General features: G+C 74.1%; 12 protein-coding genes and 2 pseudogenes. 7 read left to right on the top strand and 7 right to left on the bottom strand.

What is annotated here, in order from left to right; translation table 11 throughout:
• Positions 1-236 precede the first annotated feature (236 nt).
• Complete coding sequence (locus ACFVTF_RS22605) at positions 237-395, top strand: type II toxin-antitoxin system VapB family antitoxin (RefSeq protein WP_380491238.1); 159 nt, start codon at positions 237-239, stop codon at positions 393-395.
• Positions 392-791: pseudogene (locus ACFVTF_RS22600) on the top strand (PIN domain nuclease). Before ACFVTF_RS22605 ends, ACFVTF_RS22600 begins: the two are co-directional and overlap by 4 nt.
• A 153-nt stretch (positions 792-944) precedes the next feature.
• On the opposite strand, the gene ACFVTF_RS22595 reads toward ACFVTF_RS22600, so the two are convergent.
• Genes ACFVTF_RS22595 through ACFVTF_RS22585 form a run of 3 tightly spaced genes read right to left on the bottom strand, consistent with a single transcriptional unit; the run spans position 945 to position 3,924 of the window.
• Positions 945-1,451: a copper chaperone PCu(A)C gene (locus tag ACFVTF_RS22595; RefSeq protein WP_387815931.1), complete on the bottom strand. Its 507-nt coding sequence runs from the start codon at positions 1,449-1,451 to the stop codon at positions 945-947.
• Complete coding sequence (locus tag ACFVTF_RS22590; RefSeq protein ID WP_387815929.1) at positions 1,448-3,763, bottom strand: heavy metal translocating P-type ATPase; 2,316 nt, start codon at positions 3,761-3,763, stop codon at positions 1,448-1,450. Before ACFVTF_RS22590 ends, ACFVTF_RS22595 begins: the two co-directional genes overlap by 4 nt.
• The gene (locus tag ACFVTF_RS22585) at positions 3,760-3,924 is read right to left on the bottom strand and encodes a hypothetical protein (RefSeq protein WP_350879799.1); all 165 of its coding nucleotides are present in this window, start codon (positions 3,922-3,924) and stop codon (positions 3,760-3,762) included. Before ACFVTF_RS22585 ends, ACFVTF_RS22590 begins: the two co-directional genes overlap by 4 nt.
• 498 nt (positions 3,925-4,422) lie before the next feature.
• Between ACFVTF_RS22585 and ACFVTF_RS22580 the strand changes: the two genes are divergently transcribed.
• Positions 4,423-4,860: a hypothetical protein gene (locus ACFVTF_RS22580; protein ID WP_387815927.1), complete on the top strand. Its 438-nt coding sequence runs from the start codon at positions 4,423-4,425 to the stop codon at positions 4,858-4,860.
• A 93-nt stretch (positions 4,861-4,953) separates the two neighbouring features.
• On the opposite strand, the gene ACFVTF_RS22575 is transcribed toward ACFVTF_RS22580, so the two are convergent.
• From ACFVTF_RS22575 to ACFVTF_RS22565, 3 genes are all read right to left on the bottom strand, one after another.
• Positions 4,954-5,367 carry an NTP pyrophosphohydrolase gene (locus ACFVTF_RS22575; protein WP_387815925.1) on the bottom strand — a complete coding sequence of 138 codons (414 nt, stop codon included), beginning with the start codon at positions 5,365-5,367 and terminating at the stop codon, positions 4,954-4,956.
• Positions 5,368-5,456: 89 nt separating this feature from the next.
• Positions 5,457-5,867: a PPOX class F420-dependent oxidoreductase gene (locus ACFVTF_RS22570; RefSeq protein ID WP_387815923.1), complete on the bottom strand. Its 411-nt coding sequence runs from the start codon at positions 5,865-5,867 to the stop codon at positions 5,457-5,459.
• Positions 5,864-7,150: a D-alanyl-D-alanine carboxypeptidase family protein gene (locus ACFVTF_RS22565; protein WP_387816092.1), complete on the bottom strand. Its 1,287-nt coding sequence runs from the start codon at positions 7,148-7,150 to the stop codon at positions 5,864-5,866. The genes ACFVTF_RS22570 and ACFVTF_RS22565 overlap by 4 nt, the downstream gene beginning before the upstream one ends.
• Before the next feature lie 215 nt (positions 7,151-7,365).
• Between ACFVTF_RS22565 and ACFVTF_RS22560 the strand changes: the two genes are divergently transcribed.
• Entirely contained in the window at positions 7,366-7,563 is a 198-nt protein-coding gene (locus tag ACFVTF_RS22560) for a hypothetical protein (RefSeq protein WP_363373336.1), read from the top strand.
• 8 nt (positions 7,564-7,571) lie between these two features.
• Here ACFVTF_RS22560 and ACFVTF_RS22555 read toward each other — a convergent pair whose 3' ends face one another.
• The gene (locus tag ACFVTF_RS22555) at positions 7,572-8,417 is read right to left on the bottom strand and encodes a TetR/AcrR family transcriptional regulator (protein WP_387815921.1); all 846 of its coding nucleotides are present in this window, start codon (positions 8,415-8,417) and stop codon (positions 7,572-7,574) included.
• Positions 8,418-8,499: 82 nt separating this feature from the next.
• Here ACFVTF_RS22555 and ACFVTF_RS22550 point away from each other — a divergent pair.
• The 3 genes and pseudogenes from ACFVTF_RS22550 to ACFVTF_RS22540 all read left to right on the top strand — a co-directional run.
• Positions 8,500-8,825 (top strand): annotated as a pseudogene (locus ACFVTF_RS22550) (siderophore-interacting protein); the annotation flags it as partial.
• A gap of 42 nt (positions 8,826-8,867) precedes the next feature.
• The gene (locus tag ACFVTF_RS22545; protein ID WP_387816090.1) at positions 8,868-9,350 is read left to right on the top strand and encodes a siderophore-interacting protein; all 483 of its coding nucleotides are present in this window, start codon (positions 8,868-8,870) and stop codon (positions 9,348-9,350) included.
• Between the two features lie 495 nt (positions 9,351-9,845).
• The gene (locus ACFVTF_RS22540) at positions 9,846-13,289 is read left to right on the top strand and encodes a S8 family serine peptidase (protein ID WP_387815919.1); all 3,444 of its coding nucleotides are present in this window, start codon (positions 9,846-9,848) and stop codon (positions 13,287-13,289) included.
• Positions 13,290-13,328 lie beyond the last annotated feature (39 nt).

Below are 13,328 nucleotides of genomic sequence, written 5' to 3'. Positions count from 1 at the left end.
GACACGGAGCCGCTGCGGTCACGGCCAGCCGGAGCGCAGAGCGTGGGGACGGCGAGCGGCCGCAGAGATAAAGGAGGGGCCAAGCAGTACTGCCGAAGCCGGTTCTGAGTGCGCACTTTTCCTCTCCTCCACTGTCAAAAGCGGTACCACCCTTGTCGGACCCCCCGTAGAAATTGGAACGCCAAGTGCCCGGACGCCAGCCGAAGTCGAACAGTGTCGGCTCCGCCAGGTGCGGTATGAGCACCAGCACCAAGAAGGAGACGGTCAACACCGCTCTACGCGAGGTGCTGGAGAACAGGCGGCGAGCGCTCGCCCTCACGCGGCTGCGTGCCGCGGCCGATGCGGGGTCCTTCGATCTGGAGATCTTCGAGGACAAGAGGAACTACCGTCGGTGAACGCGGCGCAATTCCTGATCGACACCAGCGCGCTCGCGCGCTTCATGTGCGGCGACGCCGAGCAGTAGGGCTGGGAGCAGGCCGCAGCGGCGGGCTTGGTCGTAACCTGCCCCATCACCGAGCTTGAGTTCTTCTACAGCGCGCGGACAGCAGCCGACCGCAGGCAGGGGATCGAAGACATGTGGCTGGGTACCGGTCGATGACCGCGCCTGGTACGTCCAGGGCATGCTGACCAAACGAGGTCAGCACCGTAGCGCCGGAGCCGTGGACCTGGTCGTCGCGGCCACAGCGGAACTGCAAGGCCTGACCCTTCTGCACCGGGACCGCGACTTCGAGTGCATCGCGAGCGTCACCGGACAGGCCCTCCAGTGGTACGGGCCGGAGGCCGGCAAATGAATCCGGTCCGTTCCGGTCCAGGACTGGGAGCCGGAAGAGCGGCCTGATCCCGTTCGAACCGCAATCTCGTGTTCTCTGCCTCCGCCCGACGGGCCATCGGCCGGGCCGGATCACGCCTCGGCGGGGGGCGGGGCGTGATCCGGCCGGGGAGTGTCAGGGGGTCGGGGGTTCGGTTGGCTGGGGGCGGGTGCCCGGGGGGAGGACTTGGGCCTTGAGGTGGAGGTCCGGGCTGTGGCGGAAGCCGAGGGTGAAGTCCACCCACTGGCCGGCCCGTAGGGGTGGGGGGTCGGCGATCATCAGGTCGGCGTCCTCCGGGGCCATCGCCAGCTCGCCGCGGCCCGGGATCGGGAGGGCGGCCACCGGCTCCCAGCGGCCTGCGGCGCCCTGGTGGAGGTGCCGCTTGATCGTGATCCTGCCGCCGAACTCCCAGCTCGCGGACGTCAGTTCGTCCGGTACGTCCCCGGGGTTGCGGATCGTGAAGAAGGCCGCCGTGGCCGGGGCCGCGCCTGCCGTCGGCAGCAGCAGCCAGCCCGGGCCGGCCTCCACCGGCCGGGGCCGCCCGGCCCCGCCGAACGCCGTCCACCCGGTCAGCAGCACCAGCGTCAGCGCTGCCGCGCCCACCGGCGGGCCGACCACCCGCAGCCGTCCGATCGCGCTCATCGCCGAGCCCCCTTCCGGGCCGCCGAGGTGCCCCGCCCGGGCTGCCAGGTGCGCAGCCGCAGGCTGTTGCCGACCACCAGCAGCGAGCTGAGCGACATCGCCACCGCCGCCAGCATCGGGTTGAGCAGGCCGACGGCCGCCAGCGGGATCAGCACCACGTTGTAGCCGAAGGCCCACAGCAGGTTGGCCCGGATCGTGCCGAGGGTGCGTCGGGCCAGCCGGACGGCGTCCACCACGGCCTCGATGTCGCCGCGCACCAGGGTCAGTCCGGCCGCGCCGATGGCGGCGTCGCTGCCCGAGGCCAGTGCCACCCCGAGGTCGGCCGAGGCCAGTGCCACCGCGTCGTTGACGCCGTCGCCGACCACCGCGACCGTCCGCCCGGCGCCCCGCAGCTCGGCCACCACGGCGGCCTTGCCCTCCGGCGAGGCCGCGGCGTGTACCCGTTCGATGCCCAGCTCGCGCGCCACCGCCCGGGCCGCGCCCGGGCCGTCGCCGGTCAGCAGGACGGTCTCCAAGCCCAGCCCGCGCAGCCGGTGGAGCGCCCGCCAGCTGCCCGAGCGCAGCGTGTCGCCGACGGCGAGCACGGCCGCGGCCCGCCCGTCCAGCTCGACCACCACGGCCGTGCGGCCGGTGTCCGAGGCGGCGGTGACGGCGTCCGCGAGGTCGTCTGGGAGCGGCTGCGCCGTGCCGTCCGGGCGGACCACCCGTATGCTCCGGCCCTCGACCACCCCGGACACCCCGACCCCGGTGGCGGCCGCGAAGCCGTCCACCGCGGGCAGCGGACCGCAGCGCTCCCGCGCGGCCGCCGCCACGGCCCGCCCGATCGGGTGCTCCGAGTGGTGTTCCACCGCGCCGGCCAGCCGCAGCACCGCACCCTCGTCGAGCCCCTCGCCGAGACCTTCGCCGAGACCTTCGTCTGGCGTCGCGTCGAAGCCCTGGGCGACCGTCACCGCCGCCAGTTCCATCCGCCCGGTGGTCAGCGTCCCGGTCTTGTCCAGCACCACGGTGTCGACCCGGCGCAGGCTCTCCAGCACCTCCGGGCCGCGCACCAGCACGCCCAGCTCCGCGCCCCGCCCGGTCGCCGCCAGCAGCGCCGTCGGGGTGGCCAGGCCCAGGGCGCACGGGCAGGCGACCACCAGCACGGCGACCGCCGCCGTCACCGCCGCCTGCGGGGCCGCGCCCGCGCCGAGCCAGAAGCCCAGCACGCACACCGCGCCCGCCAGCACGCACGGCACGAACACCCCGGCCACCGCGTCGGCGAGGCGCTGCGCCCGGGCCTTGCCGGCCTGGGCGTCCGCCACCAGCGCGGTGATCCGGGCGAGTTGGGTGTCGGCGCCGACGGCCGTCGCCCGCACCACCAGCGCGCCGCCGACGTTGACGGTCGCCCCGGCCACCGCGTCCCCGGGGCCGACCTCCACCGGCACGCTCTCGCCGGTCAGCAGGCTCAGGTCGAGCGCCGAACCGCCCTCGACCACCACCCCGTCGGTGGCCACCCGTTCGCCCGGCCGCACCACGAACTCCTGCCCGGGCAGCAGCAGTTCGATCGGCACCAGGTGTTCCTCGCCGGTCCCGCCGTCCCGGACGCACACCTGCTTCGCGCCCAGTTCGGCCAGCGCCCGCAGCGCGGAACCGCTGCGCCGCCGCACCCGGCCCTCCAGCAGCCGCCCGGCCAGCACGAACAGCGGCACCCCGACCGCCGCCTCCAGGTAGACGTGCGCCGCGCCGCCGCCGTCCGCGGTCAGCGAGAACGGCATCCGCATGCCGACCTCCCCGGCGCCGCCGAACACCAGCGCGTACGCGGACCAGCCGAAGGACGCCACCACCCCGAGGCTGACCAGGGTGTCCATGGTGGCCGCCGCGTGCCGCAGCCCCTGCCAGGCCCGGCGGTGGAACCCGGCCGACCCCCAGGTCACCACCGGGACGGCCAGCGCGAAGCAGACCCACTGCCAGGCGGGGAACTGCAGTGACGGCACCATCGACAGCACCACCACCGGGACGGCCAGCAGCGTCGTCACCAGCAGCCGCCAGCGCTCCGCCGGCTCCTCGTCCGGCAGCCCGACGCCCGTCCCGGTGGGCGCCAACTCGGCGGTGTAGCCAGCCCGTTCGACGGCTGCCACCAGCTCTGCGACCGGCACCGCGGCCGGGTGCAGCACCCGCGCCCGACCGGTCGCCAGGTTCACCCCGGCCGTCACTCCGTCGATCCGGGCCAGCCGCTTCTCCACCCGGCCCACGCAGGCCGCGCAGGTCATGCCGCCGACCGCGAGATCGGTGCTCACCAGGGCCCCGGCGTCGGCCCCCGCGACCGGGCTCATCGCATCCCGCCCATGTCGTGCCCGCCCATCCCGGGCGCCCCGGGCGACGCGCCGCCCCCGGGCGTCAGCCCCGGGGACACCGGGCCCGCCTGCCGTCCCACCGCATACGCCACCACGAACACCACCACCAGCAGCAGGGCGAACCCCGCCAGCACACTCAAGGGCCGGACACCCGGCGACTTCGCACTCACCCCCCAGCAGTCGGACGGCGGGCGCGGTTGGTTCCCGTACGGTCCGAACCGGTGGGGGCCATGGCGCCGCGGGCCCGGCGAGACCCGTACGGCGGGCCCCGGGCCCGGATTAATTCGGATGACGCACCCGATGTGACCAGGTAGCGTCCGGGACGGCGCCTCCCGATGCGCTGGGCCCCGGCTACTACCCGTCAACTAGGTGCCGGTGCCCGTGGTCGGGTTCCGGGAGGCGCCCATACGCGTTCGGCCCCGGGGCCGCTTCAGCCCGGGGGCCGGGGGCCGGGGTTCGTGGGCCGGGGGCCTGGGGCCGGGGTTCGTGGGCCGGGGGCCTGGGGCCGGGGTCGGGCGAACCCGCCCTCTGCGGAATCTGATCGTCATAAGATCCCTTCGTGTGCCGAAGATCGGCACCCGGCCCGGCCGCGCGCGCTCGTGCGGCCGGACGGATGGTCAACGCAGCGGGGAGTAGCGATGACACGTACGGGGAAGCGGATGCTGGCCGCAAGCGCGGCCGCGCTGGCGGCGGTACTGGCGGTCGCCGGAACGGCCGCGGCGCAGCCGGGCCCGACCGCGGTCCAGAGCGGTATGGGGACGGGGGAGATCCTGCCGCACCCGGGGGAGACGGGCCTGATCTGGATCCCGGACTGGATCGGCGACGGCGGCGCGGTGACGGCCTCCGTCAACCCCTCGCAGCCCTTCACCGTCACGGTGGGCTGCCAGGGCGGCGGCTCGGTCCAGGTCCACGTCGCCGGCCTGGCGCCGGCCGATTTCACGGTCCAGTGCCCGGTCGGCGCGACCGGCATCGGCTCGGTGGAGATCCCCGCCCGGCCCGGCCGGGACCTCCTGTTCACGGTGACCGCCTCCGACCAGGCGATCCACTGGGGCATGTACGCCACCCAGGCGGACTGACCCCGCCGCGCGTCCCGGAACGGGTCCCGTTCATCCCTGCCGCGCGCGCGACAGCGCTGAACAGGACTGAACGGGACCGACGGGCCGGGCCCCCTAACGCCGCACGCTGCGCGGCCCGGTGACCGCCGCGCCCAGCGCGCCGACCCGGGCCCGCAGTTCGCGGTCGGCGGTGACGACCAGGCAGTCCCGGTCCGGCTGTTCGGCCCTGGCCGCCCGGACCAGCTCGACGATCCGGTCGTCACCGCTGCCGGCCGCCGCGACCACCCGCACCTCGGGCACTCCGTCCACACCCCGGGCCGCGCCCTCCACGACCAGCACCACCTCCAGCGGCCCGGGCCGCTCCGGCAGGCCCTGCCCGGCGACGGCGACCAGCGCGTCCCGCAGCCGCTCGGCGGCGCCCCGGCGGTCCCGCCACCACCCGTCGGGCACCGACCCGACCACATTGGCCGCGTCCACCACCAGCAGCGGCAGCCCGCCCCGGGCCCCGTCCGCGTCCCTGTTCTCCATGGCCTCTCCCACGCCCTTCCTCGTCACGCCTTTCCCCGGGCCGGCCCGGCGAATGACCGGGGCCCCGCCGGCCGGGTGGCGCGTCAGCGTCAGGTGAGGGTGATCCGGATGCCGACGGTGCCGCGCTCGCCGCGGCGCAGCCGGCTGCCGAGCAGGGTGAGCACGCCGAGCAGGCCGTACTTCTGGCGCAGCAGGGTGCGGTAGGCGGCGGTGCGTTCGGGGCCGAGGATCTCGGCGGTGGCGGGGTACTGCTCGCCGGTCGGCCGGCCCTTGACGTCGCAGGGGCCCACCAGGACGTCCGCGCGGTTGCGGATCCGCTTGACCTTCCAGGAGTCGGCGACGGTCCAGACGCCGAGCGCCTCGCCGTCGCGCACCACCCACACCGGGGTCGGCACGGTGGTGCCGTCCTTCTTGTAGGTGGTGACGAGCAGGTAGCTCCCGGAGGAGAGGCTGACGATCCGGGCGAGCCGGTCCGTAGCGGAGTGGTCGGGCGTGGTCATGGCCGGAAGTCTAGGGCGTGCCTGACCAGGGCCCGGGCCCGGCGGGCCAGCCCGCGGTGGCGCTGCCCGCCGAGGGCGGTGGCGCCCGGGTCGGGGAGCGCGGCCGGGTCGTCGGCGACTGCGGCGTGGCGGCGGGCCGCGGTGCGCCCGGCGGCCCACAGGGCGAGGACGGCGCCGAGGGCGATGGCCGTCCAGGCGGCCGGGGCGAGGCCGGGGTCGGTGCCCCGGACGGCCTGCGGGCGCGCCTGGCCGGCGGTGGCGGCGGTGGCGGCGGATGCGGTGCTGCCCCGGCCGGTGAGGCCGGCCGGGCGGGCGGCGGCGGTGTCCTCCACCAGTTGCCCGACCGGCTGGACCTTGTCGGCCGCCGCGAAGCCCCAGTCGAGCAGCGCGGACGCCTCGTCGTAGACCCGGGTCTGGGTGTCGGGGTGCATCACCGTCACCAGCAGGGTGCGGCCGCCGCGCTGGGCGGCGCCGGTGAAGGTGGCGCCCGCGTTGGTGGTGTAGCCGTTCTTGACGCCGATCAGGCCCTGGTACTTTCCGAGCAGCCGGTCGGTGTTGGCGATGTCGAAGCTGGTGCGCTGCCCGGTGAGCTTGTCGAGTCCGCCGGGGAAGTGCGCGGTGCGGGTGGAGCAGTAGGAGCGGAAGTCGGCGTTGCGCAGCCCGGCGCGGGCGAACAGGGTGAGGTCGTAGGCGGAGGAGACCTGGCCGTCCATGTCGTAGCCGTCGGGGGAGACCACCTTGGTGTCGCGGGCTTGCAGGGCCTGGGCGCGGGCCTGCATCTCGGCGACGGTCTGCTGGAGGCCGCCGTTCATGTGCGCGAGGACGTGGACGGCGTCGTTGCCGGAGCTGAGGAAGACGCCCCGCCAGAGGTCCTCGACGCGGTACGGCAGGTCCTCCTTGACGCCGACGAGGCTGCTGCCGGCGCCGACGTTGGCCAGTTCGGCCGTGGTGACCTTGTGCTCCGTCATGCGGTCGAACTTGGGCAGCACGGTGTCCGCGAAGAGCATCTTCAGGGTGCTGGCCGGGGGGAGCTGGAGGTGGGCGTTGTGGGCCGCGAGGACCTCGCCGGTGTCGGCGTCGGCGACCAGCCAGGACCGCCCGGTCAACGTGGTCGGCAGCGCGGGCGCCCCGGCCAGCGGAGCGACCTGGACGGTGGACTGGCCGAGCCGTTCGCCGCCGACCGCACCCGCGGCGTCCTGCCCGGGGGCGGTCGGGGCGCCGACGGCGAGCATCAGGGTGGACACCGCGGCGGCCGCCGCCACTCTGCTGACATGCTGTGGCATCTGCTGCACACGGCGAACGTACCCGGGGCGCCGCCGGGCCGCCGCGCCTGCTGCTCCGTCCGGATCCCGGGCGGTCCGGCGGTCCGGATCCCGGGCGGCACGGTGCCGGGGCAGCCGGGGGAAGGCCGGGGGAGGACGCCGGGACGACTTTGGTCATCCCCGGGTCGCGCCGAAAGTCGGATTCCCGGGCGCCGGGAGCTGCCTAGGCTCGGGGTATGAAGACGCTGCTCGGCTATCTCGGTTTCGTGCTGATCCTCGGCGGCGGGTCCGGCCTGGCGGCGGACTGGCTGGGGGGCTTCCGGCTGTTCGGCTTCGTCCGTTTCCTGGTCCCGGACGGCCATGAGACCGCCGGGTACGCCACCCTGCTGGTGCTCGGCATCCTGCTGGCGATCCCGGCGGCCCGCCGGGGCTGATCAGCGGCTCAGCCCGAGCCCTGATCCGCGCCCTGACCGGCCCCTCGACCGGCGCCCCGCCCGGCACTCTGATCAGCCCCCGCTCCCACCCCCGCCCCCGCCCCCGAGGCCGCCACGCCGTCGAGCAGGACGGCGAGCCCGGTGCGGAAGGCCGCCCGGTCGCGGTCCTGCGGCGTGCCGACGCCGGCGCCCTGGAGGGCGGTCAGCAGGGGGAAGCGCTCGGTGAAGTCCGGTGCCAGTTCGGCGAGTCGGGCGGACCGGGCGGTCCACCAGTCCTCGTCGGCGATGCCGGTCGCGGCGGCGGCGCCGCGCGATTCGGCGGCCACGGCGGCCGTGCCCCGGACGAACTGCCAGAGCGCCGCGACGACGCCGTGCAGCCGCGCGGGTGCGAGGGCGGCCGGTTGCAGGGCGCGCAACAGGCTTTCCATGGCGGCGAGTTCGGCCGGTCCGAGCACCGGTCGGGCCTGCGAGACCTGGAGGATCCAGGGGTGGCGCAGGTAGCAGGCGTACAGTTCCTCGGCCCAGGCGGTGACGGCGGGGCGCCAGCCGTCCAACTCCGCGACGTCCAGCCGTAGTTCGCCGAGTGCCCGGTCGTGCATCAGGTCGAGGAGTTCGGCCTTGCCCGGGACGTAGGTGTAGAGGGCCATGGCGGTGCGGCCGAGCCGTTCGCCGACGGCGCGCATAGAGAGCGCGGCCATGCCGTCCGCGTCGGCGACCGCGATGCCGGCGGAGACGATCGCGTCGACGCTGAGGCCCGGTTTGGGGCCGCTGCGCCCGGTGCGCGGTTGCGGTGGTGTGCCCCAGAGCAGGGACAGGGACCGGTGGGCGTCGCCCTGTCCGGCGTAGACGACCATGCAGCAACTCCTTATGGCGTAAATTATCTTCGGCCGCGACAACTCTTTATGCCGTAAGATTATCAACCGAAGGGGTTTTGCGATGACACTGCCCGCCACCTTCGTCGAGGTCGTCGAGGTCCGCCGGATCACGCCGCGCACCGCCCGGGTCACCTTCGAGGCCGAGGCCCTGGCGGACTCCGTGGGCGCGGAGCCCGACCAGCAGGTGAAGCTGCGCTTCCCCGTCCCGGCCAGGCGGTGCCCGAGCTGCCCGCGCAGAGCGACGACCCGATGAGCTGGTACCAGGCCTACCTGGCGATCCCCGAGGCCGGGCGTCCGCTGCTGCGCAGCTTCACCCTCCGGCGCCGGCGGCCCGGCACCCGCCTGGTCGAGATCGACTTCGTGCTGCACGGCGACACCGGGCCGGCCGCCGCCTGGGCGGAGCGCGCGGAGCCGGGGCAGCGGCTCGGGATGGTCGGACCCTCGGCGCTGTACGCCCCGCCGGTCCCGTTCGCCGAGGCCGCCGCCGCTGCCGACTGGGTGCTGCTGGCGGGGGACGAGTCGGCGCTGCCGGCGATCGCGACGCTGGTCGAGGCGCTGCCCGCCGGGGTGCGGGCCCTCGCGTTCGTCGAGGTCGCGGACGAGGCCGAGCGGCAGCCGCTGGAGAGCCGCGCCGAGTTGGCCGTGCACTGGCTGGTCCGGGGCGGGGCGGCCCCAGGGGTCGTGCTGGCCGAGGCCGTGCGGTCCGCCGCGCTGCCGGCCGGTGCGCCGTTCGCCTGGCTCGCGGGGGAGGCGGGCGCGGTGCGGGCGCTGCGCCGCCACCTGGTGGCGGAGCGCGGCGTGCCGAAGCGGTCGATCGACTTCACCGGGTACTGGCGCCACCGGCTGACCCAGGACGACGCGCCCACCGCCGAGGATCTGGCGGACGCCCAGGAGCGAATGGCCGCGGGCTGATCGGGTGCTGATCGCCCGGTGGCCGGGGGATTCCGGCCACCGGGCGCCGGTGTGGCCGCGCGCCCGTTCTGTCATGTCCGGTTTCAGAGTGGGTCCGGGGGGAAGGGTGTGTGGCGGTGCTGACGGTGTGTCCCAGGTGGCGGTGGTCCGCCACTGTCCAGAGTTCGCCACCGATTTTTTCCGACCGGGATCGGACAGATCCGACCGGGTCTGGTCAGCGAAAAGGGGCGGACATGGCCCGATTTCTGCCGTGAATTTTACTTTCTGATGGTCTTTTTTACTTTCTAATGGGGATTTCCCCCCTTGTCGTGGTCGTGTCGGATGCGCTGGAATGCGACCGCTGTCGGGACGCGCGGTCCGGAGCAACCACGCGTCCGACCTGGATTCGCGTACGCTGGGCCGCGCAACCTGACGTCTCATCAGACGAAAGGATGTCCATTGATCGGCTGGCGGAAATCCCAGCTAGCAGCTGCCGTCACGGTCACCGCCGCGTCCATGGTCCTGACCTTCGGGTCCAGCGCCAACGCGGCTCCGCTCCCGGACCCGCAGAACGCCCCCGTGGCGTCCGCGGACGGGACCCCGGTGCCGGTGATCGTGATTCTCAAGGACCAGATAGCGGACGCCCCGGCCGACAACGGCCACCTCGGCGCCCGTAAGCAGAAGGCCGCGAACGCCCAGGCGCCGCTGCTGGACAGGGTCAAGGCCAACGGCGGCACCAACATCAAGAGCTTCGTGGTCGGGAACGCGTTCTCGGCCACGGTGAGCCCCGCGCTGCGTGCCGCACTGCTGGCCGACCCGGCCGTCGCCTCGGTCGTCGCGGACGAGCAGGTCACCGTCACGCCGCCCGCCGCCGGCAAGGCCGCGGCCGCGAAGGACGCCGCGGACACCAAGGCCGGCGCCAAGTCGGCCAAGGCCGCCGCCCCGCAGGCCGTTTCGGGCAGCAACGGCCAGGGCGCCGAGCAGAACGCGACCAACACGATCTGCCCGTCCGACCCGTCCCAGCCGCTGCTGGAGCCGGAGGGCCTCTACTCGACGCACGCCGTCGGTGCCGACGGCAAGCCCGGCGCGGCCGACCTGGCCACCGGCAAGGGCGTCAAGGTCGCCTACATCGCGGACGGCCTCGACCCGAAGAACCCGGACTTCATCCGGGCCGACGGGTCGAGCGCGGTCGTCGACTACCAGGACTTCGCGGGCGACGGCGTGGACGCGCCGACCGGTGGCGCGGAGGCCTTCGGCGACGCCTCGGCGGTCATCGCCCAGGGCCGCCAGGTCTACGACGTCTCGAAGTTCGTGAACGCCTCGCGCGGTCTGCCGGCCGGCTGCAACATCCGCATCCGCGGCCTCGCCCCGGACGCCTCGCTGGTCGCCCTGCGGGCCGGCGGCGAGATCATGTCGAACTCGTCGATCCTGCAGTCCATCGACTACGCGGTCTCGGTCGCCAAGGTCGACGTGCTGAACGAGTCCTTCGGCGGCAACGTCACCCCGGACAGCGGCGCGCACGACACCATCTCGCTGTTCAACGACCAGGCCGTCAAGGCCGGTGTCACCGTCTCCGTCTCCACCGGCGACGCGGGCATCAGCGGCACCATCGGCACCCCGGCCACCGACCCGAACGTGATCGCGGTCGGTGCCTCGACGGACAACCAGAACTACCAGCAGACCGGCTACGCGGCCGCCCAGTTCTCCAACAAGACCTGGAGCAACAACCGCATCTCCGCGCTCTCCTCGGGCGGCTTCACCCAGGCCGGCCGCACGGTCGACCTGGTCGCGCCGGGCGAGTCGGACTGGGCGCTCTGCTCGCCCGACACCAGCAAGTACACCGACTGCACCGGCTACAGCGGCCAGGGTTCGCCGATCCAGTCGTTCGGCGGCACCAGCCAGGCCGCGCCGTTCGTCACCGGCGCCGCGGCCCTGGTCATCCAGGCCTACCGCGACACCCACGACGGTCAGTCGCCCGCCCCGGCGCTGGTGAAGAAGTTCATCACCGGCACCGCCCAGGACCTCGGCGTCCCGGCCGAGGAGCAGGGCGCCGGCCTGCTGAACGTCCGCGCCGCCGTCGAGGCCGCCCGCGGCTACCACGCCGGCTCCGGCGCGTCGGACAGCAAGACCGTCGTCGTCACCACCGGTCAGGTCGACATCGCCGGCAACCCCGGCTCGACCCACACCGCCGACGTGACCGTCACCAACACCAGCTCCGCCCCGCAGACGGTCAGCGGCGCGACCCGCACCTTCGTGCCGCAGTCGAGCAACCAGCAGACCGTCCAGCTGGACACGGCCTCCACCGACACCTTCAAGTACGCCACCAACGGCGCCACCTGGGTGCAGAAGCAGGTCAAGTTCACCGTCCCGGCCGGCGCCGACCGCCTCGCGGCGTCGATCGCCTGGCAGGGTGCGGCCAGCCCGGTCACCAACGGCTCCGTGGTCCGCATGACGCTGCTCGACCCGTCGGGCCGCTTCGAGACCAACACCCGTCCGCAGGGCGGCGCCACCCCGGCCGACTTCGGCCTGGTGGACGTCCCGCACCCGGCGGCCGGCGAGTGGACCGCCGTCCTGTACACCCCGGCGGGCAAGGCCGGCTACAACGGCGCCGTCCAGCTGGGCACCGCCACCCAGCGCGCGGTGCCGGCCGGCGCCGTCAGCCCGAGCGTCGCGGACCTGAAGCCGGGTGAGACCAAGACCCTCAAGGTCCAGCTCACCACCCCGGGCACCAGTGGCGACTCCAGCCAGGCGATCACCGTCGCCAGCTCCAACGGCACCGCCACCAGCGTTCCGGTCGTGCTGCGCAGCCTCGTCCCGGTCAACCAGGGCAAGGGCACCTTCACCGGCACCATCACCGGTGGCAACGGCCGCAACGCCTCGCCGACGCAGAGCTTCGCGTACGCCTTCGACGTCCCGAAGGGCCAGAAGGACCTGCGGGTCGGCGTCACCGTCGCCAAGGACCCGAAGCTGCTCATGCAGGGCGCGCTGATCAGCCCGAACGGCACCCCGATCGACATCGAGGGCAACGGCCTGCTCGACGCGCAGGGCAACCTGACCGGCACCACCGCCGGCGTCTCGGCCACCACCGTCAACCCGGCCGCCGGCCGCTGGCGGTTCGTCCTGAACGTGCTCGGCCCGGTCAGCGGCCAGGAGCTCGCGCAGGACTTCACCGGCACCGTCGCGTTCAACCAGAACGTCGCCACCGCCGCCGGCCTGCCGAACGACCCGCACGCCAAGCTGGCCGCGGGCAAGCCGGTCACCGTCCAGGTGAACTACACCAACAACACCGTCGCCACCCAGAAGATCTCGGCCGACGGCCGCCTGGACCGCCGCACCGACCTCCCGCTGGTGCCGCAGGGCGCCTCCGCGACGGTCACCCTGCCGCTGAGCCTCACCTCCGCGGTGCCGTCCTTCCTCGTCCCGCCGGGCACCGACCAGCTGAAGGCGGTGGCGGCCTCCTCGACGCCGGCCCACCTGGAGCTGTCCGGCACCACCGGCTCGCCGGACCTCTTCGGCGACCTGAAGAAGGCCCAGGACGGTTCGACCATCTCGGTCGTGACCGACAACGGCAGCGCGTCGCAGCCGGTCGTCCCCGGCGTGTGGGGCACCTTCCTGCAGCAGGTCGGCCCGTTCGGCACCGCCGGCGCCCCGGCCGGCACCGCCACCATCACCGCGACCGCGCACACCCAGGCGTTCGACCCGGCGCTGACCTCCAGCACCGGTGACCCGTACGCCCTGGCGGTCAACGCCTCGGCCCCGGCCGCCAACCCGGTGACCGTCCCGTCGGGCGGCAAGGGCTCGCTCCAGGTGACCGTCACTCCGACCGGTCCGAAGGGCAGCACCGTCCACGGCGTGCTGTACCTGGTGTCCGCCCCCAGCTCGGTGGCGACCGCCAACAACAGCCTGGGCACCACCGGTTCGGTGCTCGCGGCGATCCCGTACAGCTACACGGTGAACTGACCTTCCCTCATCAAGCCGAGGCCGTCCCGGAGTTCCGGG

Origin of the sequence: Kitasatospora sp. NPDC057940, from assembly GCF_042887425.1 — a bacterium.
Lineage (GTDB): Bacteria > Actinomycetota > Actinomycetes > Streptomycetales > Streptomycetaceae > Kitasatospora.
Note: the sequence above shows the minus strand (reverse complement) of the source record. Positions and strands in the feature narration are given on the sequence as shown.